This window comes from Micromonospora sp. NPDC049359 (assembly GCF_044466585.1).
In the GTDB taxonomy this organism is placed as follows: Bacteria; Actinomycetota; Actinomycetes; order Mycobacteriales; family Micromonosporaceae; genus Micromonospora.
Map to the genome: position 1 here is coordinate 174369 of NZ_JBITMW010000012.1, position 25299 is coordinate 199667.

General features: G+C 72.1%; 16 protein-coding genes. 12 read left to right on the forward strand and 4 right to left on the reverse strand.

What is annotated here, in order from left to right; genetic code table 11:
* Positions 1-110: 110 nt before the first annotated feature.
* Positions 111-2456, forward strand: a complete 2346-nt coding sequence (locus ACIBTX_RS25715; RefSeq protein ID WP_363661144.1) for a GGDEF domain-containing phosphodiesterase — start codon at positions 111-113, stop codon at positions 2454-2456.
* A gap of 9 nt (positions 2457-2465) precedes the next feature.
* Here ACIBTX_RS25715 and ACIBTX_RS25720 read toward each other — a convergent pair whose 3' ends face one another.
* Positions 2466-3485, reverse strand: a complete 1020-nt coding sequence (locus tag ACIBTX_RS25720; RefSeq protein ID WP_357173203.1) for a LacI family DNA-binding transcriptional regulator — start codon at positions 3483-3485, stop codon at positions 2466-2468.
* A gap of 151 nt (positions 3486-3636) precedes the next feature.
* Between ACIBTX_RS25720 and ACIBTX_RS25725 the strand changes: the two genes are divergently transcribed.
* The 4 genes from ACIBTX_RS25725 (at position 3637) to ACIBTX_RS25740 (ending at position 10903) form a co-directional block, all read left to right on the forward strand.
* Complete coding sequence (locus tag ACIBTX_RS25725) at positions 3637-6075, forward strand: glycosyl hydrolase 2 galactose-binding domain-containing protein (protein WP_363661150.1); 2439 nt, start codon at positions 3637-3639, stop codon at positions 6073-6075.
* Between the two features lie 236 nt (positions 6076-6311).
* Positions 6312-7667 (forward strand): tetratricopeptide repeat protein, encoded by a 1356-nt coding sequence (locus ACIBTX_RS25730; protein ID WP_396833103.1) that lies wholly within the window; start codon positions 6312-6314, stop codon positions 7665-7667.
* A 33-nt stretch (positions 7668-7700) separates the two neighbouring features.
* On the forward strand, positions 7701-9962 hold the full coding sequence (locus tag ACIBTX_RS25735) for a CHAT domain-containing protein (RefSeq protein WP_357127375.1): 2262 nt from the start codon (positions 7701-7703) through the stop codon (positions 9960-9962).
* A complete protein-coding gene (locus ACIBTX_RS25740; protein WP_357394062.1) occupies positions 9959-10903 on the forward strand; it encodes a tetratricopeptide repeat protein in 945 nt (314 codons plus the stop codon). The genes ACIBTX_RS25735 and ACIBTX_RS25740 overlap by 4 nt, the downstream gene beginning before the upstream one ends.
* Before the next feature lie 146 nt (positions 10904-11049).
* Here the strand turns inward: ACIBTX_RS25740 and ilvD are convergent, their stop codons facing one another.
* Positions 11050-12897, reverse strand: coding sequence for a dihydroxy-acid dehydratase (gene ilvD / locus ACIBTX_RS25745; protein WP_357394060.1), 1848 nt, complete (start codon positions 12895-12897; stop codon positions 11050-11052).
* Between the two features lie 130 nt (positions 12898-13027).
* Between ilvD and ACIBTX_RS25750 the strand changes: the two genes are divergently transcribed.
* The 5 genes from ACIBTX_RS25750 to serA all read left to right on the forward strand — a co-directional run bounded on the left by ACIBTX_RS25750 (position 13028) and on the right by serA (position 21103).
* Entirely contained in the window at positions 13028-15382 is a 2355-nt protein-coding gene (locus tag ACIBTX_RS25750; RefSeq protein WP_396833116.1) for a putative bifunctional diguanylate cyclase/phosphodiesterase, read from the forward strand.
* A gap of 188 nt (positions 15383-15570) precedes the next feature.
* Positions 15571-17451, forward strand: coding sequence for an acetolactate synthase large subunit (locus ACIBTX_RS25755; RefSeq protein WP_357127363.1), 1881 nt, complete (start codon positions 15571-15573; stop codon positions 17449-17451).
* 67 nt (positions 17452-17518) lie between these two features.
* Positions 17519-18034 carry an acetolactate synthase small subunit gene (ilvN, locus tag ACIBTX_RS25760; protein ID WP_355052170.1) on the forward strand — a complete coding sequence of 172 codons (516 nt, stop codon included), beginning with the start codon at positions 17519-17521 and terminating at the stop codon, positions 18032-18034.
* A 56-nt stretch (positions 18035-18090) separates the two neighbouring features.
* A complete protein-coding gene (ilvC, locus tag ACIBTX_RS25765; protein WP_357127359.1) occupies positions 18091-19104 on the forward strand; it encodes a ketol-acid reductoisomerase in 1014 nt (337 codons plus the stop codon).
* Positions 19105-19504: 400 nt separating this feature from the next.
* A complete protein-coding gene (gene serA, locus ACIBTX_RS25770) occupies positions 19505-21103 on the forward strand; it encodes a phosphoglycerate dehydrogenase (protein WP_357127356.1) in 1599 nt (532 codons plus the stop codon).
* A gap of 112 nt (positions 21104-21215) precedes the next feature.
* On the opposite strand, the gene ACIBTX_RS25775 is transcribed toward serA, so the two are convergent.
* Positions 21216-21572 (reverse strand): hypothetical protein, encoded by a 357-nt coding sequence (locus ACIBTX_RS25775; protein ID WP_357127353.1) that lies wholly within the window; start codon positions 21570-21572, stop codon positions 21216-21218.
* 357 nt (positions 21573-21929) lie between these two features.
* Between ACIBTX_RS25775 and ACIBTX_RS25780 the strand changes: the two genes are divergently transcribed.
* Positions 21930-22952, forward strand: coding sequence for a hypothetical protein (locus ACIBTX_RS25780; RefSeq protein WP_357394056.1), 1023 nt, complete (start codon positions 21930-21932; stop codon positions 22950-22952).
* Positions 22953-23122: 170 nt separating this feature from the next.
* On the opposite strand, the gene ACIBTX_RS25785 is transcribed toward ACIBTX_RS25780, so the two are convergent.
* Positions 23123-23965 carry an FAD:protein FMN transferase gene (locus ACIBTX_RS25785; RefSeq protein WP_357131255.1) on the reverse strand — a complete coding sequence of 281 codons (843 nt, stop codon included), beginning with the start codon at positions 23963-23965 and terminating at the stop codon, positions 23123-23125.
* A 224-nt stretch (positions 23966-24189) separates the two neighbouring features.
* Here ACIBTX_RS25785 and ACIBTX_RS25790 point away from each other — a divergent pair, with 224 nt between their 5' ends.
* Positions 24190-25221: a 3-isopropylmalate dehydrogenase gene (locus tag ACIBTX_RS25790; protein WP_357399338.1), complete on the forward strand. Its 1032-nt coding sequence runs from the start codon at positions 24190-24192 to the stop codon at positions 25219-25221.
* Positions 25222-25299: the final 78 nt, after the last annotated feature.

Genomic DNA, 25299 nt, shown 5'->3' on the forward strand with positions numbered 1-25299 from the left:
GGACTCGCAACATCCGCCGCCCATGCCACCGCAGCACCATCCGCACCATCCGCACCGCCGCACCGCCGCACCGCCGCACCGCCCCGTGCCCCCTCACGAAGGCGACCGCCGTGCTCCTCGCGTACCCGTTCCGTTTCCTCGTCCCCCGCCGGGCGGCCCCGGAGGCCGCCGTGTCCACGGCCGTGGCGCTGCTCGTCCTCGCCGGTGTGGCGGGGATGGTCCCGACCCCGGTGGTGATCGCGTTGGCCGGTGGCGCGGGCGCCACCCTGGCCGGCGTACGACTCTCCCGGCTGGCCGCCGGTCGGCCCGCACCGCCGTCGGGCGGTTACCCGGGCCGGGCGGGGCTGGTCCTGCTCGACGCGGCGGTGGTGGCGGCCGGCTGGTTCGCGGCCGCCCTGCCGCTGGTCGACACCCGGCAGCGCGCGGTCGCACTGCTCGGGTGGCTCACCGTCGCGGTCCTGTCCGTGGCCGGGCTGCGCGGGCTCCCGGCACGGACGCCCTCGCCGACCCGAGTGCGGGAGTTGGTCGAGGCGACCGGACCGACGATCGGTCTGACCCTTGCCGGGTGGTTGCTCCTGCCCGTGGACACTCTCCCCGCCCCGGCCCGGCTGCTCGCGGCGCTGGTGTTGGCCGGGTTGGGCATCGCCGCGCTCAGCGCGTTCACCGGCGCCGGGCGGCGCTCGGGCCACGCGATCTGCCGGGGCGGCCTCCTGCTCACCCTGGTCGGTCTGGCGCTGTTGACGATCCTGCCGCCCGCCTCCTCGGGGCGCGCGCCACTCCTGGCGGTGCCACCGCTGGTGCTCGGCATGCTGCTGACGGCCCTGGGCGCGACATTGGCGGTACCGTCGGCCAGCTCGACGCCGCCGTCCGGTTCACCGGCCACGACCTGGCCACGGGCGGTTCTCCCGGCCTCGGTGCTGCTGCTCGCGGCGGGCCTGCACCTCGGCTCCGGTCGCACTCCGGACCGGACGAGTCTGTTGCTCGCCCTGGCGGCGGTGCCACCTCTGGTCCTGCGGGAGCTGCTGCGCGGCGCTGACGGTGGCGTCCCCGAGCGGCCCGCCGCGCACCGCCGGGCGGCCGACCACACGGTCCGCCGCCGGGAGTCGCAACCGCCGTGGCAGGCCCCGACGACCGATTCGTGGACTCCTGCGGCCGACGTCGACGCGACCTGGCCCGAAACGGGTGTCTCCTGGTCGCGCCATGGTTTCGGCCCGGCCGGCGAGGGGCCGGGGGACCGGGCGGCCCTGCTCGCCGCCCTCGCCGCGATCGGCGACGTGCCCGCCCCGGCCGGTGCGCTGCTGCTGGTGGAGCTGCACGGCATCGAAGGGCTCGGCCCGGTGGCCCGCGAGGACGCGCTTGCCGAGGCCGCCCTGCGGGCACGGGCGGTGGTCGCGTCCGGCGATCTGGTGACCGCCTGCGCCGGCCACGGTTTCGCGGTGGTCACCGGCGCGGGGCCCGTGCTGGCGTACGCGCTGGGCACCCGGCTGCTGAGCACGCTCACCTCGCCCTACCGGTTGGCCGGGTCGGTGCTGCGCGTGCAGGCGAGCATCGGGCTGGCCGAGGTCAGTGGCGCGGGGCCGGCCGACGTGCTTCGTCAGGCCGAGCTGGCCCGGCGGCGGGCGGTGCAGCTGGGCCGGGACCGGGTCGAGTGGTACGACGCGTTCCTGGAGGAGCAGCTGGTCCGTCGGCTCGACCTGGAACGCGAGCTGCCGGGCGCGGTCGCCCGGGGCGAACTGGACCTGGTCTACCAACCGGTGCTCGACCTGACCGACCGTCAGCCGGTGGGCGCCGAGGCGCTGCTGCGGTGGCGTAGCCCGGTGCTCGGCACGGTGCTCCCGGGCGAGCTGCTGCCGGTCGCCGAGGACCTGGATCTGGTCGGCGAGCTGGAGTGGTGGGTGCTGGACCGGGCCTGCCGGCAGTTGGCGGCCTGGTCGGCGGGCCCCCGGGAGCTGTGGATGGCCGTCAACGTGACCACCCGCGAGCTGACCACGCCCGACTTCGTGCAGCGCGCCGCGGCGGTCCTGGCCGCGTACGGGGTGCCACCCGAGCGTCTGGTGGTGGAGGTGGCCGAGCCGAGGGTCGCCGCCGACCTGTCGACGGTGGTGGCCCGGCTGGCGGGCCTGCGGTCGTTGGGCGTACGCACCGCGCTCGACGACTTCCGGCCCGAACACGCCTCGTTGGCCCACCTGCGCCGGCTGCCGATCGACCTGCTGAAGGTGGGGCCCGATCTGGTCGGGGCCGAGCCCACGGGGCAGCCGCCGCTGATCGACGTGGTGGTCAACGTCGGTGAGCGGTTGGGTGTGGAGATCGTGGCGGAGGGGTTGGAGTCGCCCACCCAGGTCGAGGGTGCCCATCGGGCCGGCTGCCGTTACGGGCAGGGTTTCGCGCTGTCCCGTCCGGCGACCGCCGAGCGCGTCGAGGCGTACTTCGAGGAGTTTCCCTCGGCGTACCGGTGATGAACCGGTTCACCTGTCCCGGGGTGGTGCCGTGCTGCCGCGCGGGGTCAACTGCGGTGTCTCGTCCCGCAACCGGGTCGCCGGCTCGCCCGCGATGACGCCGAGCAGGTGGCGGGCCGCGTGCGCCCCGTACGCGGAGATGTCGCGGCCCAGGGCCGTCAACGGCGGGTGCACCAGCCGGCACAGCGGCGAGTCGTCCCAGGCCACGATGGACAGGTCGGCCGGCACGGTCAGGCCCATCTCCTGGGCCACCGAGAGTCCTGCGATGGCCATCACGTCGTTGTCGTAGATGACCGCGGTGGGCCGGGAGGTGGCGCTGAGCAGTCGTCGGGTGGCCCGCCCGCCCTCCTCGCCGGTGTAGTCGGAGAAGACGGTGACCGTGTCGGAGAGGCCGAGACGCCGGCACACCGCCGCGAAGGCGTCGGTACGGATCTGGGTGTGCCGCAGGTCGGGCAGGCCGGCGACCCGGGCGATCCGGCGGTGCCCGAGCGCGACCAGGTACTCCACGGCCTCGGTCAGCGCCGCCGCGTCGTCCGAGAAGAGGCTGGCCAACTCCCCGGTGCCGCCCGGCCCGCCGATGACCACGGCCGGCAGGCGCAGTTGTTCCAGGGCGGGGATGCGCTCGTCGTCGGTGCGCAGGTCGCAGACGAGGACCCCGTCCACCCGGCGCTCGCCCCACCACCGCCGGTAGACGGCGATCTCGGCGTCGTGATCGGCCACCACCTGCAACGTCAGCGCGTACGAGCGGGCCGACAGTTCGGCCTCCACACCGCTGATCAGCGCCATGAAGAACGGTTCCACGCCCAGCGTCCGCGCGGGGCGGCACAGGGCCAGGCCGACGGCCCGGGCGGTGGCGGCGGAGAGTGCCCGCGCGGCGCTGCTCGGACTGAACCCGATCTCGGTGGCGATGGCGAGGATGCGCTGCCGGGTGGCCTCGGAGACGCCGGGCTGCCCGTTCAACGCGTACGACACGGCGCCCTTGGACACCCCCGCCCGTCGGGCGACGTCCGCGATTGTCGGCCGCTTCACCGCGTGCTCCTTAGCGGTTCAGGGGCTTTGACACCCCGGAGGTCGGATCGTACGGTGGCTGAGCTTATCCGGTTCAGCTAACGTCTCGATCACGAAGGTGCGGTGAATCGTGAGCCGACAGGCCCTGCACGACGGCTGGACGCTGCGGGCGATGTCCGACGTGGACGTGCCCGCGGAGGTCGCCGACCGGACCGTACCGGCGACCGTGCCCGGGTGTGTCCACACCGACCTGCTCGATGCCGGGCTGATCCCCGACCCGTACCTCGACGACAACGAGTCGTCGCTGGCCTGGATCGGCCGCGCCGACTGGCGCTACCGGACGACCTTCCGTCCGCCGGCCGGCGACCACGACCGGATCGACCTGGTCTGCGGCGGCCTGGACACCGTCGCCACCGTCAGCGTCAACGGCGTTGAGGTCGGCCGCACCGAGAACATGCACCGCGGCTACCGGTTCGACGTCCGCGCGCTGCTGCGCGCCGGCGACAACGAGCTGACCGTCGCGTTCGACTCCGTGTACCGCTACGCCGAGGCGCAGCGCGACCGACTCGGCGACCGACCCAACGCGTACCCGGAGCCCTTCCAGTTCGTCCGTAAGATGGCTTGCAACTTCGGCTGGGACTGGGGGCCGACGCTGGTCACCGCCGGAATCTGGCAGGACATCGGCCTGCACGCCTGGTCCACCGCCCGGCTGGCCAGCGTCCGTCCGCTGGTCACCCTCGACGGCCGCGACGGCCGGGTCGAGGTGCACGTCGAGGTCGAGCGGGTCGCCGACGTCCCGCTGACCGTCCGGGTCGCCGTCGGCGGCGTCCGCGCCGAGGCCGTCGTCGAGGCCGGCCAGCGCACGGCCGTGCTGACCCTCGCCGTCCGCGAGCCCACGCTCTGGTGGCCCCGGGGGTACGGCGAACAGGCCCGCCACCTGCTGGACGTCACCCTGCACGCGCCGGACGGCGACACCCTGGACACCTGGTCCCGGCGGATCGGCTTCCGCTCCGTCCGACTGGACACCACGCCCGACGAGCACGGCACCCCGTTCGCGCTCTCGGTCAACGACGTGCCGGTCTTCGTCCGGGGCGTCAACTGGATCCCCGACGACGCGTTCCCCACCCGGATCACGCGCGACCGGCTCGCCGACCGGTTCGACCAGGCCGCCGCCGCCAACGTCAACCTGCTGCGCGTCTGGGGTGGCGGCCGGTACGAGTCGGAGGCCTTCTACGACCTGGCCGACGAACGCGGCCTGCTCGTCCAACAGGACTTCCTCTTCGCCTGCGCCGCGTACCCCGAGGAGGAGCCGTTCGCCACCGAGGTGGCCGCCGAGGCCGCCGAGCAGGTGACCCGCCTGACGCCGCACCCGTCGCTGGTGCTCTGGACCGGCAACAACGAGAACATCTGGGGCTGGCACGACTGGGGCTGGCAGGAAGCCCTGGCCGGGCGCACCTGGGGACGCGGCTACTACCTCGACGTACTGCCCCGCACCGTCGGCGAGCTGGACCCGACCCGCCCGTACTGGCCGGGCAGCCCCTGGTCGGGAAGCGAGACCATCCACCCGAACGACCCGGCGCACGGCACCACCCACATCTGGGACGTGTGGAACACCGACGACTACCCGAAGTACCGCGAGTACGTGCCGCGCTTCGTGGCCGAGTTCGGCTACCAGGCGCCGCCCACGTACGCCACGCTGCGACGCGCGCTCAGTGACGAACCGCTCGCACCCAACTCGCCGGGCATGGCCCACCACCAGAAGGCGGCTGGCGGTGACGCCAAGCTCCAGCGGGGCCTCGACGCCCACCTGCCCGTACCGGCCGACTTCGACGACTGGCACTACCTCACGCAGCTCAACCAGGCGCGGGCCATCCAGCTCGGGGTGGAGCACTTCCGCTCCCACCGCGACGTCTGCGCCGGCACGATCGTCTGGCAGCTCAACGACTGCTGGCCGGTGACCTCCTGGTCGGCCGTCGACGGCGACGGCCGCCGTAAACCCCTGTGGTACGCGCTGCGCCACGCGTACGCCGACCGCCTGCTCACCGTGCAACCCCGCGACGGCGGGCCGGCTGGTGGCGGTGTGCTGGCTGGTGGCGGTGGGTTGGCGCTGGTCGCGGTGAACGAGACCGGCGAGGCGTGGACCGTGCCGGCCACGGTCACCCGCGTCACCCTCACCGGGGAGCCGAGGGCGAAGACCTCGGTCCACCTCGACGTCCCGGCGTACTCCTCGGTCGTGCTGGCGCTGCCGGCGGACCTGGCGCGGCCGGACGAGAGCCGCCGTGAGCTGCTGGTCGCGGAGGCCGGCGGCACGGCGGAGCGTGCGCTGTGGTTCTTCGCCGAGGACCGGGACGTGCCGTGGCCGACGGCGGCCTGGGACGCGACGGTCGAGCCGGTCGACGGCGGCCAGCGGGTCCGGGTGACCGCGCGCACGGTGCTGCGCGACCTGACCCTCTTTCCGGACCGGTTGGACCCGGCGGCCACTGTGGACGAGGCCCTGGTCACTCTGCTGCCGGGTGAGTCGGCCACGTTCACCGTCCGGTCCGAGGCGCCCCTGGACCCGGCGTCCCTGACCACCCGCCCCGTGCTCCGCGCGGTCAACGACCTGACCTGACCTGACCCCGGTCCCACCCCACCGTCCCGCCGATCTTGCGGTTTCTGTTGTCGACATGGGGTGAGATACCCCTTGTGTCGGCACCGAAAGTGCAAGATCGCGGGGAGTGACGGTCCCGGTGGCCGCGGTGGCGGGCACTGGTGTCGGATCCTGGACTGTCCTGGCGGCAGCGGGGGTGGCGTTCAGCACCAAGAATGGTGACCATCCATCGGCGGACGGGCCCGGGAGGTGCTGGGTTGACGGACGGACCACACCCGGCGGCCGACGCCCGGCCGGCCGGGCAACCGGGGTCGCCGACGCAGACGGTCGCCCGGTGGGCGGAGGTGCACCGCCTGGCAGTGGCGGGCCGGGAGCCGGAGATCGCCCGGGACGTCGGTGACCTGGTGTCGAGGGCGTGGGTGCGCCGGTCGCGGTTCGCCGACGTGGCGGCGCTGGCGACGGCGACCCTGACTCTCGGCCCGGACGCCGACGCCTACTACCACCTGGGGCACGCGCAGTACGTGACGGGACAGCCCTGGAAGGCCCTGGCCAGTCAGGAGCAGGCCCTGCACCTGTACCGCGAGGCCGGCGACCGGAACGACGAGGCGGGCACCCTCAACAACATCGGCGCCACGTACGACCGGCTCGGGGACGGGGAGCGGGCGCTGGCCCACTACGAGGAGGCGCTGGCGATCGCCCGCGAGGTTGGCGACCGGGACGGCGAGGCGGGCACCCTCAACAACATCGGCCATCTGCACGACCGGCTCGGGGAGTGGGACGACGCGCTGTCCTACTTCGGGCAATCCCTACCCATTCAACGCGAGGTCGGCAACCGAGAGGGCGAGGCGGCCACCCTCAGCAACATCGGCTTCGTGTACGACAACCAGGGCGATCGGGAGCGGGCGCTGGCCCACTACACGCGTGCCCTGCCCATCCAACGCGAGGTTGGCGACCGGGTCGGCGAGGCGGTCACCCTCAACAACATCGGCTACGTGTACGCCCGGCGCGGGGACGGGGAGCAGGCTCTGATCCACTACGCGCAGGCCCTCCCCATTCGGCGGGAGGTCGGCGACCGCAACGGCGAGGCGGCCACCCTCAACAACATCGGTCTCGTGCTCTCCGATCGGGGGGATGGGGACGGGGCGCTGTCCTACTACACGCAGGCGCTGCCCATCGCCCGTGAGGTCGGTGACCGGTTCGGCGAAGCGAACACCCTCAGCAACATCGGCCTCGTGTACGCCCGGCGCGGAGACGCGGAGCGGGCGCTGTCCTACTACGGGCAGGCGCTGTCCATCGCCCGTGCGATCGGTGACCGGCTGGGCGAGGCGAACACCCTCAACAACATGGCGTCGATTCGACTCCAACAGGGCGATCTCGTTGGCACGAAGGACATGTTCACCGAGGTTCTCGAGACCCTCCGCATCGTCGGCGACCGTAGGTCCGAGGCGACGGTCAGCGCGAACATGGCCCTCCTGCTGCTGAAGATGGCGCACGTGGACCAGGCCACCGGGTACCTGCGTCGCGCGGTCGTTCTGGCCGAGCAGACGAATCATCCAGAGCTGGACCGGTTCCGAATGATCCTCGCTCAGATAGCGCAGACCGGAGCACGGTGAGCGATGGGGACTGCGGCTGGGAAGGAGACCACTGTGGCGGGTGACCTGAACACCCATGAGCTGGAGATCTTCGAGCGGACATCGGACTACTCGGAGTTGCGGCTGTCGACCGGTGGGGAGCGGCCCAAGACCCGTGGGCTGGACCAGGCCGCCATCGACCAGTTGATCGAGCGCGTGGATCGCCACTACAGCCAGCACTCAATCGTCCAACAGGTCTTCGGCTCGCCGCAGCTTCGCGATCTCGGGACGCGGCTGGCCACTCTCCTCGACGGTGACGAGCGGTGGTTGACACCGATCCTCCAACAGCCTCCCGGCGCCACGCTGCGGATCACCGGCGCGGGGCGACTACGGCACCTGCCCTGGGAACTGCTCGCCGCGGACGGTGCACACCTCGCCATCTCCGGCTCGGCGCCGCTGTTGCCGGTGCGGGCCGCGGGCAACGACACCGTCCGCAGGGGCCTGGTCGGTCCGGCCAACCGGCCTCTGCGCGTGCTGTTCATGGCCACCTCCCCCGAGGGCGTCGAACCCGAACTGAGGTACGAGGCAGAGGAGGCCGCGATCCTGGAGGCCACCGCCCGCACCGGCGCCGAACTGGTCGTCGAGGAGAGTGGAACGCTGGAAGGGCTGCGCCTGCTCACCCGGGACTACGGCGCGGGATACTTCGACGTCCTGCACCTGAGCGGCCACGCCACGATCAACCTGGATGGCAAGCCCGTCTTCCTGATGGAGGACGAGTTCGGCGCGCGCGTCGACGCCAACGCCGACCAGATCGTCCAGGCGATGGCCGGGCACTGGCCCCGCCTGATCTTCGTCTCCGGCTGCCTGACCGGGAACGCTCCCCACTCCGGCGCGTTCCCCTCGATGAGTGAGAGCCTGGTCGACGCCGGCGCCCCCGCCGTCCTGGGATGGGCGCTGCCGGTGAGCGACCTCGCCGCCACCGAGTTCGCCGCCGAGCTCTACCGGTCCCTGGCGGACGGGGTGCCCCTCGACCGGGCCATCGTCGAGGCCCGGCAGCAGCTGTACGCGCGCCAGCACGGTAACTGGCACCTGCTGCGCGTCTACGCCGACCGATCGCCACTCGCCCCCATGGTCACGCCCCTGCACACCAGGGGGCGTGCGCGGACCCGGATCCGCCCCGCCGAGCAGGATTTCCTGGACCCACAGACCCACCTGTCCCGGGTCGCCCCCCGCGCCGCTTTCGTCGGACGACGGCGCGTCATCCAGCGCTGCCTACGTACCCTCAGAAGCCCTACGGGCAGCGCGGGCGCGGCCCTGATCCTGCAGGGCATGGGTGGTCTCGGCAAGAGCAGCCTCGCCTCCCGGCTGCTGGAACGCATGCCCAACCACCAGCGTGCCGTCTGGTACGGCCGGGTCGACCTGACCAGCTTCCGCGACCTCGCCACCAAGGTGTCATTCCCCACCCTGGAACAACAGGTCGAGGCGGACCGGCTGCTGGCCAACGACGAGGCGCCCCTCGTCGTACGCCTCCGGCACCTGCTCGACGTCGACGGGCCACTCGGGCAGACCGCCTGCCTGTTCGTCTTCGACGACTTCGAGGAAGGCAACCTCGACGAGCGCGACGGCGGGCACGTGCTCTCGGCCGAGCTGGCAGAGATCCTTCCGGCCTTGCTCAAGGCCATTCGCGAGACCGGCAGCCCCAGCCGAGTGGTGATCACGAGCCGCTACCGCTTCCCGACCCCGGCCGGAACCGCCGTGGTCGAGTCGCTCGAAACCCTCAACCCGACCGAGCAGGCCAAGAAGCTCGCCAACCTGCCGAACCTGCGTCCGCGATCCTCCATCGACCCGGACATCCGTGAGCGCGCCGTCCAGGCCGCGGCCGGCAACCCTCGCCTGCTCGACTGGCTCGACCTGATCGTCGGCGACGGCACCCTCGACGTCGACGGTCTCATCGGTGCCATCGAACGGGAGACCGACAAGTTCCGCCGCGAAACCATCCTCGCCAAGAACCTGCTCGGCTCGCAGGACCGGGAACTGCAACGGATGCTCGCCAAGGTCAACGTCATCGAACTGCCCGTACCCGCCGAGACCGTCCGGGCCGTCCACGACCACCCCGACGCCGACCGGCACGTCGAGCGTGCCGTCCAACTCGGCCTGCTCGAAGAGGGCACCGACCCGGAAACCAGTCATCCCCGGTACTTCGTCTCCAACGTCCTGCGCCCGCTCATCCGTCCTCTGCTCACCGACGACGAGTACACCCAGGCCTGTGCCGCCGCGGCCCGCAGCCTCTACAACATCTGGGTCGTCGACGCGGCGGCATCCGGGTCCACGTCGTGAACACCCGGTGGGTGGAGGTGCACCGGCTCGCGGTGGCGGGCCGGGAGCTGGCCATCGCCCAGCACGTCGGCGATCTGGTGTCGAGGGTGTGGCTGCGCCGGTCGCGGTTCGCGGACGTCGCGGCGCTGGCCAGCGCGACGCTGACTCTCGGCCCGGACGCCGGTTCGTTCTACGACCTGGGGTGGACGCAGGCCGCGACGGGGCAGCCCCGGCAGGCCCTCGCCAGCTACGAGCGGGCCCTGCGCCTGTATCGCAAAGCCGGCAATCGCGGCAACGAGGCGGCCACGCTGAACAGCATCGGCGTCGTGTACGACAGTCTCGGGAACAGGGACCGGGCGCTGACCTACTACGAGCAGGCTCTACCCATTCAACGGGAGGTGGGAAATCGTGCTGGCGAGGCGGCCAACCTGAACAACATTGGCTACCTGTATGACAGGAGCGGGGATGGGGAGCGGGCGTTGGGCTACTACGGGCAGGCGCTACCCATCCGACGCGAGGTGGGCGATCATGCTGGCGAGGCGACCACTCTGAACAACATCGGTGCCGTGTATGACAGTCGCGGCGATGGGGAGCGGGCGCTGGCCTACTACGCGCAGGCGCTGCCCATCCGGCGCGAGGTGGGCGATCGTGTCGGTGAGGCGGCCACTCTGAACAACCTCGGCTTGGTGTATTACCAGCGTGGGGATGCCGAGCAGGCGCTGGCCTACTACGCGCAGGCTCTGTCTCTCCAAGTGGAGGTGGGCGATCGTGCCGCCGAGGCAGTCACCCGATTCAACATAGGGATGATCCATCGGGCGGTGGGGAACCTCGACGCGGCGATCCGTGAGCTCGAACTCGTCGTCGACCTCGACCGCCAGGTCGACCACCCGGATTTGGCATCCGACACCGCCATGCTCAATCAGCTACGCGAGCAACGCAGCGGGGCACAGGACGGGACCTGACGCGATCTTGCGAAGGGGCGTGCGGTGTGTCCGCGGCCTTGATCGACACGAGATCGCCGATGTCGCGGCATCCCGTCGACAGGGATACCGCGACATCGGCGAAGTCGAGTTGATCAAGCAGCCGAGCCGCCGAGCCGCCGCGCGGCTTACTCGGGGACGCGGCGGTAGGCGCCGTCGCTGGCCGAGGTGGCCATCGAGGCGTACGCGCGCAGCGCCGCCGACACCGGACGCTGGCGATCGGTCGGGGTGTACGGCCGGTCGCGCTTCTCCTCGGCCACCCGTCGTGCCTCCAGCTCGTCCTCCGGCACGTTCAGCTCGATCGACCGGGCCGGGATGTCGATGACGATCTCGTCGCCCTCGCGGACCAGGGCGATCAGGCCGCCGGAGGCGGCCTCGGGGGAGGCGTGCCCGATGGAGAGGCCGGACGTGCCGCCGGAGAAGCGGCCGTCGGTGAGCAGCGCGCAGGACCGGCCCAGCCCGCGACCCTTGAGGAACGAGGTGGGGTAGAGCATCTCCTGCATGCCCGGGCCGCCCTTGGGGCCCTCGTAGCGGATCACCACGACGTCCCCGGCGACGACCTCCTTGGCGAGGATCGCGGTGACGGCGTCGTCCTGCGACTCGTACACCTTCGCCGGGCCGCGGAACGTCAGGCAGTCGTCCGGCACGCCGGCGGTCTTCACGACGCAGCCCTCCGGGGCCAGGTTGCCGTGCAGGATGGCCAGGCCGCCGTCGGCGGAGTACGCGTGCTCGCGGTCGCGGATGCAGCCCTCGGCGGCGTCGGTGTCGAGTGACGACCAGCGGTTGGTGGTGGAGAAGGGCTCCACGGTACGCACCCCGCCCGGCGCGGCGTGGAACAGCTCGACCGCCTCCGGCGTCGGCGAGCCACCGCGCACGTCCCAGTCGGTCAGCCACTGGGCCAGCGAGGGGGAGTGCACGGCGTGCACGTCCCGGTTGAGCTGCCCGCCCCGGTCCAGCTCACCGAGGATCGCCGGGATGCCACCGGCGCGGTGCACGTCCTCCATGTGGTACTTCGGGGAGTTCGGAGCCACCTTCGCCAGGCAGGGCACCCGCCGGGAGATGGCGTCGATGTCGGCGACGCCGAAGTCGAGTTCCGCCTCGCGGGCGGCGGCGAGCAGGTGCAGCACCGTGTTGGTGGAGCCGCCCATGGCCACGTCGAGGGCGACGGCGTTCTCGAAGGCGGCCTTGGACGCGACGGTGCGGGGGAGCACCGACTCGTCGTCGCCGTCGTACCACCGCTTGGCGATGTCGACGACGGTCCGGCCGGCCTCGACGAACAGCGACCGGCGCGCGGCGTGGGTGGCGAGGGTCGAACCGTTGCCGGGGAGCGCGAGCCCGATGGCCTCGGTGAGGCAGTTCATCGAGTTGGCGGTGAACATGCCGGAGCAGGAGCCGCAGGTCGGGCAGGCGGAGCGCTCGATCTCGCCGAGCTGCGCGTCGGTGACCGCCTCGTTCGAGGACGCGATCATCGCGTCGATCAGGTCGATCTTGCTGTGCACGATGCCCTCGATCGCCGCCGTCTTGCCGGCCTCCATCGGGCCGCCGGAGACGAAGACGGTCGGGATGTTGAGGCGCAGCGCGGCCAGCAGCATGCCGGGAGTGATCTTGTCGCAGTTCGAGATGCAGACCAGGGCGTCCGCGCAGTGCGCGTTGACCATGTACTCCACCGCGTCGGCGATCAACTCGCGGCTGGGCAGGGAGTAGAGCATGCCGCCGTGGCCCATCGCGATGCCGTCGTCGACCGCGATCGTGTTGAACTCCCGGCCGACGCCGCCGGCCTCGGCCACCGCGTCGGCGACCAGGCCGCCCATGTCCTTGAGGTGTACGTGACCCGGCACGAACTGGGTGAAACTGTTGGCGATGGCGACGATCGGCTTGCCGAAATCGTCGTCGGTCATCCCGGTGGCCCGCCAGAGGGCCCGGGCGCCGGCCATCGTCCGACCGTGTGTGGACGTCCTCGATCGCAGCTCAGGCATGCGTACCAGCATGACACCGCCGCCGCGCGGGACCCCGCGGTAGAGGGCCCGTGTCCCAACAGATGCACATCCGGTCTCCCGCGACGTGCGCTCATCCGGCACTCTTGTTGTCGTGCATCTCCCCCCGGGCATGGTCGCCGTCGCGGCGCTGAGCGGGCTGGTCGCGGCCGTGGCCACCGCGCTGCTCACCATGGTCGTCGGGCAGCGGACCGGGCCGCGCCGACCGGCGCACGTGCTGCTCGCGGGCGCCGCCGGGGTTACCCTGGTCAGCCTGCTGGCCGGGGTGGTGGCGGTGCTCTCGGCGAGCGACCACTGGGCACACGAGCAGGGCCAGCGGACCGGATGGGCCACCGCCACGGCGATCGGTACGGCGCTGGCCGGGCTGGCCTTCGCGGCCGGTCTGCTCCGGCTGCCGGGCGTCGCGGCCACCGCCGCGGGGACCGCCCGGCTCGCGCTGGACGGCGTCACCGTGGCGGCGGCGCTGTGGTTCGTCGGCTGGGTGCTCTTCTCCGAGCCGACCCGGCTGCTCGGCGCCGCCACTCCGATGGCCTGCCCGGCGATCCTGGTGACGACGGTGAGCGCCGCGCTCGGGGCCGGCCTCGCCGTGATCGTCGTCTTTCGGGCCGCCGCGCCGCGTCGCCGGCTGGCCGTGCTCGCGACCGGCATCACCGCGGTGAGCTGCGGCGGGCTGGGCCTCAGCGCGGGGCTCTGCCAGTCCGGGCCGACCATGGCGCTCGCCGGCGCGGCGCTGCTGTCGGCCGGCCTGCTGGCCGTCGCGCTCGAGGTGCGCCGGGCCGATCAGCCGGGGGAGGTCGCGCTGGACCTCATCGGTCGGGACGGTGAGTACGCCCTCGCCCCGATGCTGGCGATGGCGGCCTCGGCGATGTACCACCTGCTCCAGGACGGCCGCTTCACCGCGCCGGGCATCCTCGCCGGCAGCGTGGAGGGCTTCGCCCTGGTGGCGCGGCAGTACCTCACCCTCAAGGACGTCCGGGACTACGCCGGCCGCCTGGTCGAGCGGGAGGCGCACTTCCGTGAGCTGGCGCACACCGACCCGTTGACGTCGCTGGCCAACCGGCGCGGGCTGCTGCGGGCGCTGCACGACGGCGCGGCGGCGGGCACGCCGTGCGTCCTGCTCGGTCTGGACCTGGACGGCTTCAAGAACGTCAACGACATGCGCGGCCACGACGTGGGTGACGCGGTGCTGGCCGAGGTGGGCCGTCGGCTGCGCGGCAACCTGCGTCCGGGCGACGTGGCGGCCCGGCTCGGCGGCGACGAGTTCGCCGTGCTCATGCCGGCCCGCCCCGCCGAGGCGGACCGGGTGGCCGAGCGGCTGCTCGGGGTGCTGAACCGCCCGTACGACCAGCCGGAGGGCCCGGTCTTCCTCTCCGTGAGCATCGGCGTGGCCGGGTGGGCCGCCGAGCCGGACGTGGAGTTGCTGCTGCGCCACGCCGACCTGGCGCTGCGCTACGCCAAGCAACGCGGCAAGAACCGGATCGAGCGCTACGACGCGGCGTACGACCAGTTGTTGCGCCGCCGTACCACCGTGGAGCACGAGTTGCGGGGCGCTATCGACCGCGACGAGCTGCGGCTCGCCTTCCAGCCGGTGGCGTCGCTGCCGTCGGTCCGGCCGGTCGGCGCCGAGGCGTTGCTCCGCTGGCACCACCCCGAGCTGGGCAACGTCCGCCCGGACGAGTTCATCCCCCTCGCCGAGGAGTGCGGGATGATCTCCACACTCGGCGCCTGGGTGCTGCACCAGGCCTGCTACCAGCTCTCCCGCTGGCTGGCCGACGGGCACGACGTGTGGGTCTCGGTGAACGTCTCGCCGCGCGAGCTGCACGCCCCGGAGTACGTGGTCCAGGTCGCCGAGGCCCTGCGCGCCCACCACGTACCGCCGCAGCGGTTGGTGCTGGAGGTCACCGAGCACGCGGTCGCCACCGATCTGGACGAGCTGATCCGGCGGTTGACCGCGCTGCGGCTGACCGGCGTACGGATCGCGCTGGACGACTTCGGCGCCGGGTACTCGTCGCTGGGGCAGCTACGCCGGCTCCCCATCGACATCCTGAAGATCGACCACAGCCTGGTGGCCGAGCACGAGCCGGTCCGCCCGGTGGGCAAGGACGGTCCGGCGTTCGCGCCCATGGTCGACATCGTCATGCGGCTGGGCCACCAGCTGGGCATGGAGGTCATCGCCGAGGGCGTCACCACGCCGACGGAGCTGGCCGCGGTGGTCGCCGCGGGCTGCCGGTTCGGTCAGGGAGCGCTGTTCGGCTGGGGGGTGCCCGCGGAGCACCTGGAGGCGATGCTGGAGGCGGCCACCTCGCCGGGCGCGCGGCCCGGTCCGGTGCCCGTCCAGCGCCGCGCACCCGGCGGGTCCGGGCAGGTCATGCCCCCTGGCGGCGGCGCGGCGTCGGCCGACGCGCCGCCGTCCGTTAACCAACATGTGGGATCAGTTGACTCATCGCGTGAGATGCGTCAGGCTTAGCCGCATGTCGTCGTACCGGTCGCTGCGAGTACTTATCTGAGCGCACTCTCCTCCGTCGAGAGTGCGCTGGCCCCGTGCATCTGCACGAGGGCCGTTTTTATTGCCGTCGGAACCTGTCGCGACGGGCCCACGCCCACGTCGCATCGCTGAACAAGCCCCAGCCACTCCAGCCGAAGGCCAGAACCACCATGACGAGACCAACGCCCGAGACCCTCGCCCACACCGCCCGGCGGGCCCGCGCGACCGCCGACCCGGCCGGCGCCGCCGACCCCGCCACCCGCGCCGCGGCCACGCCGGCAGTCCCGGCCGTACGGACATCCGCCCCGGCAGAGGTCTCCGGTGCCGGCTCGCTGGTGCGGTCCCTCGAGGCGCTCGACGTCGACGTCGTCTTCGGCATCCCGGGCGGCGCGATCCTGCCGGCGTACGACCCGCTCTACGACTCCACCGTCCGGCACATCCTGGTCCGCCACGAGCAGGGCGCCGGTCACGCGGCGACCGGGTACGCGCAGGCCACCGGCAAGGTCGGCGTCTGCATCGCCACCTCCGGCCCGGGCGCGACCAACCTGGTGACGCCGATCGCCGACGCGTACATGGACTCGGTCGCGATGGTGGCGATCACCGGGCAGGTGGCTCGCCCGTCGATCGGCACCGACGCCTTCCAGGAGGCAGACATCCAGGGCATCACGCTGCCGATCACCAAGCACAACTTCCTCGTGCAGACCGCCGAGGAGATCCCGCAGGTGCTGGCCGAGGCGTTCCACCTGGCCAGCACCGGCCGGCCCGGCCCGGTGCTGGTCGACATCCCCAAGGACGTGCTCCAGGCGTCGACCACCTTCACCTGGCCGCCCACGCTGGACCTGCCCGGCTACCGGCCCACCCTGCACCCGCACGGCAAGCAGATCCGCGAGGCGGCCCGGTTGCTGGCCGGTGCCCGGCGGCCGGTGCTCTACGTGGGCGGCGGGGTGCTCAAGGCCGGCGCCACCGAGGGGCTGCGTCGGCTCGCCGACCTGACCGGCATCCCGGTCATCACCACGCTGATGGCGCTCGGCGCGTTCCCCGACTCGCACCCGCAGCACCTGGGCATGCCCGGCATGCACGGCACCGTCGCCGCCGTGTACGGCCTCCAGAAGGCCGATCTGATCGTCGCGCTGGGCGCGCGGTTCGACGACCGGGTCACCGGCAAGCTCGACTCGTTCGCGCCGGACGCGGCGGTGGTGCACGCCGACATCGACCCCGCCGAGATCGGCAAGAACCGGCACGCGGACGTCCCGATCGTCGGTGACGCCAAGCACGTCATCGACGAGCTGATCGCGGCGGTCACCGTCGAGCGTGCGGCGGGGCGGGTCACCGACCTGAAGGATTGGTGGACCCAGCTCGACGACCTGCGTAACCGTTATCCGCTGGGCTACGACGAGCCGTCCGACGGCACGCTCTCCCCGCAGTACGTGATCAAGCGGTTGGGAGAGATCGTCGGCCCCGACACGATCTTCGTGGCCGGGGTGGGGCAGCACCAGATGTGGGCGTCCCAGTTCATCTCCTACGAGAAGCCGTACACCTGGTTGAACTCCGGCGGCCTCGGCACCATGGGCTACGCGGTGCCGGCGGCCATGGGCGCGAAGGTCGGCAAGCCGGACGCGGTGGTGTGGGCGATCGACGGTGACGGTTGCTTCCAGATGACCAACCAGGAGTTGGCGACCTGCGCGCTGGAGGGCATCCCGGTCAAGATCGCCGTCATCAACAACGGCAACCTCGGCATGGTCCGGCAGTGGCAGACGCTCTTCTACAACGAGCGCTACTCCAACACCGAGCTGGGCACGCACAAGCACCGGATCCCCGACTTCGTCAAGCTCGCCGAGGCGCTGGGCTGCGTCGGGCTGCGCTGCGAGACCGCCGAGGACGTGGACAAGACCATCGCCGCCGCCATGGAGATCAACGACGTCCCGGTGGTGATCGACTTCGTGGTCGGCAAGGACGCCATGGTCTGGCCGATGGTCGCTGCCGGCACCAGTAACGACGAGATCATGTTCGCCCGCGGCGTCCGCCCGGTCTTCGACGAGGATGACATCTGACCATGAGTGAGCGAAGCGCACGAATCATCAAGGCCGATGCCCCGACCGAGCGAAGCGAGGTCGTGGCATGACCATGCACACTCTGTCCGTGCTCGTGGAGAACAAGCCGGGCGTCCTCGCCCGGGTGTCCGGCCTGTTCTCCCGCCGCGGTTTCAACATCGACAGCCTCGCCGTCGGCGAGACCGAGAACCCGGACGTCTCCCGGATCACCATCGTGGTGAACGCGGACTCGTCCCCGCTGGAGCAGGTCACCAAGCAGCTCAACAAGCTGGTCAACGTACTCAAGATCGTTGAGTTGGATCCGCAGGTCTCGGTCGCCCGGGAGTTGCTGCTGGTGAAGGTCCGCGCCGACCGGGCCGCCCGGTCCCAGGTGCTCGAGACCGTCAACCTGTTCCGGGCCCGGGTGGTGGACGTCGCACCGGACACGCTGACCATCGAGGCCACCGGCACGCCGGACAAGCTCGACGCGCTGCTGCGCGACCTCGAGCCCTTCGGCATCAAGGAAATGGTCCAGTCCGGGCTGGTGGCCATCGGGCGCGGCTCGCGTTCGATCACCGCCGGTCCCGCGCTGCGGGCCGCCTGACCCATCCGCAAAGACCACGACGGGCACTCAGGCCGTCGTACGAAAGGGAAGTTCTCATGAGCGTTGAGGTGTACTACGACGACGATGCCGACCTCGGCCTGATCCAGGCCAAGAAGGTCGCGGTGATCGGCTACGGCAGCCAGGGGCACGCCCACGCGCTGTCGCTGCGTGACTCCGGCGTCGACGTGGTGATCGGTCTGCCGGAGGGCTCGAAGAGCCGTCCCAAGGCCGAGGAGCAGGGCCTTCGGGTGCTCACGCCGGCGGCGGCCTCGGCCGAGGCGGACGTGATCATGGTGCTTGCGCCGGACACCGCCCAGCGCAAGATCTATGCCGAGTCGATCGAGCCGCACCTGGCCCCCGGCAAGGCGATCTTCTTCGGCCACGGTTTCAACATCCGGTACGGCCTGATCAAGCCGCCGGCCGAGGTGGACGTGGCCATGGTCGCCCCCAAGGGCCCCGGCCACCTGGTGCGTCGCCAGTACGTCGACGGCAAGGGTGTGCCCTGTCTGGTCGCCGTCGAGCAGGACGCCACCGGCACCGCGTTCGCCCTCGCCCTCGCGTACGCCAAGGGGATCGGCGGCACCCGGGCCGGCGCGATCAAGACCACCTTCACCGAGGAGACCGAGACCGACCTCTTCGGCGAGCAGGCGGTGCTCTGCGGCGGTGCCTCGGCGCTGGTGCAGACCGGTTTCGAGGTGCTCACCGAGGCGGGTTACGCCCCGGAGGTCGCCTACTTCGAGTGCCTGCACGAGCTGAAGCTGATCGTCGACCTGATGTACGAGGGCGGCATCGCGAAGATGCGGTACAGCATCTCCGACACCGCCGAGTACGGCGATCTCTCCCGGGGCTCGCGCATCATCGACTCCCGCGTCAAGGATGAGATGCGCAAGATCCTGGGCGAGATCCAGTCCGGCGAGTTCGCCCGTGAGTGGGTCGCCGAGGACGAGGCCGGCCGCCCCAACTTCACCAAGTGGCAGGCCGAGGGCGCGGCGCACCCGATCGAGGAGACCGGTAGGAAGCTGCGCGGAATGATGAGCTGGGTCGACCGCCCGATCACCGAAACCGCCTGACGCCACCCCGAAAAACGGATCACCCAGCCCCGGGCCGCGCTCTCCCCAGCGCGCGCCCGGGGCTCGCTCCGAGCCCTCGTCGATCTTGCACTTTCGGATGGCGATTTGTGGGGGTTGGCCCCGTAGGTCGCCGCAGAAAGTGCAAGATCGCGGGGACGGAGGGGTGTAGGGGGGCGGGGTGGGTGGGGTTTCGGGGTGGTGAACGGTTGATGTCGGTCGCTTGTCCGGGCGTGTGAGGGCACTCACCCCGCAGACCGGAACACGCCGGCCAGCGCGGCCCCTACGATCGCGGGTAGGTGCGCTGAGCCGGCACCTGACGGCCACGGCACGGATCAGCACGGGGTGCAGTGCGGCGCCCCGCCACCCGCGCCGATCGCAAACACGACCTCTACGAGGACCGATGAATCCTGTCGTACTGATCGCCGAAGAACTCGCCCCCGCCGCCATCGAGGTGCTCGCCCACGACTTCGACGTCCGTCACGTCGACGGCACCGACCGTCCGGCCCTGCTCTCGGCGCTCTCCGAGGCCGACGCCGTCATCGTGCGCAGCGCGACCCAGATCGACGCCGAGGCGGTCGCCGCCGCACCGCGGCTCAAGGTGGTCGCCCGCGCGGGCGTCGGGCTCGACAACGTCGAGGTGCCGGCGGCCACCGCGCGGGGCGTGATGGTCGTCAACGCACCCACCTCGAACATCGTCTCCGCCGCCGAGCAGGCCGTCGCACTGCTGCTCGCCGTCGCCCGCAACACCGCCAGCGCCAGCGCGGCGCTCAAGGCGGGCGAGTGGAAGCGGTCCAAGTACACGGGCGTCGAGGTGCAGGGCAAGACCGTCGGTGTGGTCGGGCTCGGCCGCATCGGGGTGCTCTTCGCGCAGCGCATCGCCGCGTTCGGCACCCGACTGATCGCGTACGACCCGTACATCCAGCCGGCTCGGGCGGCGCAGCTCGGCGTACGGCTGGTCGGGCTGGAGGAGCTGCTGCGCGAGAGCGACTTCATCTCGATCCACCTGCCGAAGACCCCGGAGACGGTCGGCCTGATCGGCGAGAAGGAGCTGGCGCTCGTCAAGCCCAGCGTCCGCATCGTGAACGCCGCCCGCGGTGGCCTGGTCGACGAGCAGGCGCTCGCCGACGCCATCGCCGAGGGGCGGGTCGCCGGCGCCGGCGTCGACGTGTACTCCAAGGAGCCCTGCACCTCCTCACCGCTGTTCGCCTTCGACAACGTGGTGGCCACCCCGCACCTGGGCGCCTCGACCCACGAGGCGCAGGACAAGGCCGGTCTGGCGGTTGCCAAGAGCGTGAAGCTGGCGCTGCAGGGCGAGTTCGTGCCGGACGCCGTCAACGTCCAGGCCGGCGGCGTGGTCGCCGAGGACGTCCGCCCGCTGCTGCCGCTGGCCGAGAAGCTGGGCCGGGCCTTCACCGCCGTCGCCGGTGGGGTCGCGGCCAACGTCACCGTCGAGGTTCGCGGTGAGGTCGTCGGCCACGACGTGTCGGTGCTCAAGCTGGCCGCGACGAAGGGCCTGTTCAGCTCGGTGGTCGAGGACCAGGTCACCTACGTCAACGCCCCGCACCTGGCCGCCGAGCGCGGCGTCGAGGTCACTCTGGACAGTCAGGCCGAGACCGCCGACCAGCCTCTCCTGGTCACGGTGCGCGGTGCCCTGCCGGATGGCCGGGCGGTGAGCGTCTCCGGGACGGTCACCCACGCGGGCAGCCGCGACGTCCCGCGGCTGACCGAAGTGGACGGCTTCGACGTGGAGATCGCCGCGGAGGGCATCCTGCTGTTCCTGCGGTACGCGGACCGCCCGGGCGTCGTCGGCACCGTCGGTACGCTGCTCGGCGAGTCGGGCATCAACATCGCCGCGATGCAGGTGGCCCGGCGCGAGGCGGGCGGCGAGACGCTGATGACCCTCACCGTCGACCAGGCGCTCGGCGCCGATCTGCTGACCTCGGCGGCCGACTCGATCGGCGCGACCGCCGCCAGCGCGGCCGACCTGCGCGACGAGTAGTTAGCGGCCGCCACGCGACAGGTGGCGGCGCGGACGACAGCACCACGGGGGGCCCGGCGACAGCGCCGGGCCCCTTCGTCGTACGCCGGGAGGTGTTCCGCCCCGGGAGCGGTCAGTTCGGCAACCGGACCGGGGGCGGGTAGACCGAACCGTCCTGGGCGTCGAAGAGCATCAGCCCGTGCTCGCCGGCCAGCCGCTCGATGTCGAGCAGCACCTGGTCCGGGCAGGTCGGGTGCAGGTTCAGCTCGACGTGATCGTGGGCGGCGTGCAGCGGCGCGACCGCCCACGGGCTGTCCGGGCCGGGGTGACGGTCCGGATAGGACGCGGTGATCGCCCGGTAGAAGCCGACGACGCGCGGGTCCGGGTATCGGTCCACGTGCCGCCCCTGCCGGCAACCCTCGACCGCTGCCCGCACGTCCTCGGGCGTCGCCCCGTCCTCCAGGGCCCACACACTCAGATCGAAACTCACGGCGGACAGCGTGCCATCCGTCGTTCACCATGTCGAAACTGCCTCACCGCCGGCCAATCGCCGAACCCGTGCGGGCGGCGTCCGAAGGCGTCCGCTGTGGAGACTCTTGCGTCGAGTTGCGTCGATTCGCTAGCGTACGACTGCGGTTACTGGCCGCCAGGCCGTGGCGCCGGCCCGTCTTCGGGTGGCGCGGCCGACGTCCGGCCCGACCGGTCCGCACCCCTCGATTGTGCGAGCCACGCGCACTCGTCGCTGATCGGCCCCCACAGCCGTTGCCGAGGCCGTGGGGGCCGATCGCAATTCAGGCGCTCCGCGGGTCACCCCGTCTGACGTGCGACGCGGCTATGATCGGCCGCCGTGACAAGCGCCCAGTTGTTCAATGGCGGTGGCCGCCGGGTCGCCCGGCCGCGGCGACCTGCGCCGCCACGACGAGCCCTACGGTCGACGCGGCTCCTCGCGGCCCTGGTGGCGGTGCTCGTGCTGGCCGGCTGTTCGCCCGATCCGACCGGCTCGCCCGCTTCGCGCGACTCGTCGTCGGCTCCGGGGACCGCCGAGCCGCGGTCGACGAGTGGGCTCGGCCCGGCCGGGGGCCGGCAACCCGGCACGGGCAGCGCGGACGAGGCCCAACGCCGCCGTTTCGCGGCGGCGGCCACCCTCCTGAAGAGCAAGCCGGGGGTGCTCGGAATCCTGGTACGGGACCGGCGCACCGGCACTTCCTGGCGGGCGGGGACCACCGATCATCCGATCTGGACGGCCTCCACCATCAAACTCGCGATGGTCGTCGGGCTGCTGGAGCGCTCACGGGCGGGGGAGATCACGCTCGACAGCGCCGCCCGTCGACAGATCGCCGACATGCTGAACTTCTCCTCCGACGACGCGGCCACCGCTCTGTGGAACCGCTACGGCCGGGACGGACAGCTCAAACGCTTTCAGCAGCGCTACGGCATGACCGGGCTGACCACCGTCGCCGGCTACGCGCGCTTCTGGGGTCACCTCAAGTGCACGGCTGAGGATCTGCAGCGGTTGATGTCGTACGTGCTGGACGACCTCGACCCGACCGACCGGGCCTACATCGTCGGCGCGATGCGTTCGGTCGGCTCGATCCAGCGTTGGGGTGTCTGGGCGGCCGGCAGCGACAAGCACCCCGGCACCAAGGACGGCTGGTCGATCGAGCCGGACCCGGGCGGGGAGCACTGGGTCACCAACACCGTGGGGTTCGTCGGCGACGACCAGCGCTACGTCGTCGCCGTCATGTACCAACTGCCACCCGGCAAGGGGATCGATGTGGGGGTGCACGCGGTGAGCGATCTGGTCGCCACCGTCTTCGGGGCACGGACCCCGGCGCGGGTGACCGTGCCGGACCCCAGCACGGGACGCTAGGGCCTGTTTCATAAGAACTGGCCGGCCTGCGGCGGGCCCGGACGACGACCGGCGGCGTTGCGGTTTCGTCCGGATAAAACACCGGTATCCGGACGAAACCGCGCCTTGCCGGATCGCCGCCCGGACTCCGCCTCGGCTCGACCGCCCTTATGAAACAGGCCCTCGGGCCCTCAGCGCCGGTGGGCGAAGAGCGCCCGGTACTCGGAGCCACCCCGGAACCAGGCCAGGCCCGTGGGGCCGGCGGCGTAGAGCGCGGTGGCGTACGCGTCGGCGACCGTCAGGTCCGGGCCGACGACGGTCGCGGCGATGAGGTGGTTGGCCGGCTCGCCAGTGTGCGGGTCGACGACGTGTCCCCGCCGTCCGGACACCCCGGAGGTGCCGACTGCTCCCGAGGTCATCTCCAGCATCAGTGGCGCGCGGTCCGGCGCCGTCGGGTGGTGTACCGCGACCCGCCACGGTCCGCCGTGCGGCGCGCGGCCCCGGACCACGAGGTCGGCGCCGGCGAGTACGGCGTAGTCGTGCACGCCCGCCGCGCGCAGCCGGGCGGCGGCGCGGTCCACGGCCCAGCCGCCCAGTAGGCCGCCCGGGTCGAAGCCGCCGGGGACCGCCCAGGCGTCGAACCAGCCGTCGGTGGCGGCGCGCATCGCCGTACAGCGGTCCACCAGGTCAGCCAGCGGCGCGTACGACGCGGGGCTGATCTCGCCCCGGCGCAGCCTGGAGACCAGGCTCTCCGGACGGTTCGGGCCGTAGGTCAGGTCGATCGCGCGCAGTTCGGCGACGCTGTCCCGCAACGCCTCGCCGACGCCCCGGCGGCCGAGCCCCTCGGGGGCGTTGAGCAGCAGGGTGTACTCCGCCGTGGCGGTGCGGACGGTGTGCTGCACGGCGATGCGGCCCTGGGTGGCGGCGGCCGGGTCGAACCGGCGACGGCGGCTGCCGAGGCGGAGGTCGGGCCGGCGGTGCCGGAACGCCGACAGGTCCGGCCAGCGGGTCCGCGGCTGCTCGTCGATGCGCATGGCGCCTGCCCCCTCGCAGTTGACGTCGCGTCGTCACGACCACCGTTCGCGGGCCCCCTGACCCGCTGTCCCTTACCGTAGGCAGCGCAGATGATCGCTACATGAATCCCAGCTGAGAGGGTGCTGTGCATCCTCCTGTCTCAGATGCTGGAAGCTTCGTACCGGGAGTCGGGACGGCGACGTACCGTTGCCGGACAGGGCAGTCGAGCGTGGGGAGAGCGGGCGTGACGCGGATCGCGGTGGTGGCCGGGGACGGCATCGGGCCCGAGGTGGTCGCGCAGGCCCGCAAGGTCCTCGACGCGGTGCTTCCCGGTGTGCAGGCCACCGAGTACGACCTCGGCGCCGCCCGCTGGCACCGTACCGGAGAGGTCCTGCCCGACTCGGTGCTGACCGAGCTGGCCGGGCACGACGCGATCCTGCTCGGCGCGGTGGGTGACCCCACGGTGCCGCCGGGTGTCCTGGAGCGCGGCCTGCTGCTCAAGCTCCGGTTCGCCTTCGACCAGTACGTCAACCTGCGCCCCTCGCGGCTCTGGCCCGGCGTCGCCGGTCCGCTGGGCAACGTGAAGCCGGGCGAGGTCGACCTGGTGGTGGTCCGCGAGGGCACCGAGGGGCTGTACGCCGGCGCGGGCGGGACGTTGCACCGCGACACGCCCGCCGAGGTCGCCACGGAGGAGAGCCTCAACACCCGGCACGGCGTGGAGCGGGTGATCCGTGACGCGTTCGCGCGGGCCGGTCGTCGGGAGCGGCGCAAGGTCACGCTGGTGCACAAGACCAACGTACTGACCCACGCCGGGTCGCTGTGGTCGCGCGCCTTCGCGGCGGTCGCCGCCGAACACCCGGACGTGGCGACGGAGTACCAGCACGTCGACGCGGCCGCGATGTTCCTGGTGACCCAGCCGCAGCGCTACGACGTGGTGGTCACCGACAACCTCTTCGGCGACATCCTCACCGACATCGCCGCCGCCGTCACCGGCGGAATCGGGCTGGCCGCCAGTGGCTGCATCAACCCCGAGGGCGCGTACCCCTCGATGTTCGAGCCGGTGCACGGCTCGGCGCCGGACATCGCCGGGCAGGGCGTCGCGGACCCGGTGGCCGCGGTGCTCTCCGTGGCGCTGCTGCTGGAGCAGCTCGGGCACGCCGAGGCGGCGGCCCGGGTCGACGCGGCGGTCGCCGCCGAGTTGGCCGGCCGTACCCCGGGCGCGACGCTGCGCACCGCCGAGGTCGGCGACCGGCTCGCCGCCCACGCCGTAGCCTGACCGCCCCGGGCCGCGTCGCGGCCGGGGGCGGTCTTCGCCTGTCCGGGCAGTCCACCCGGTCCCGAGCGGCGCTACCTT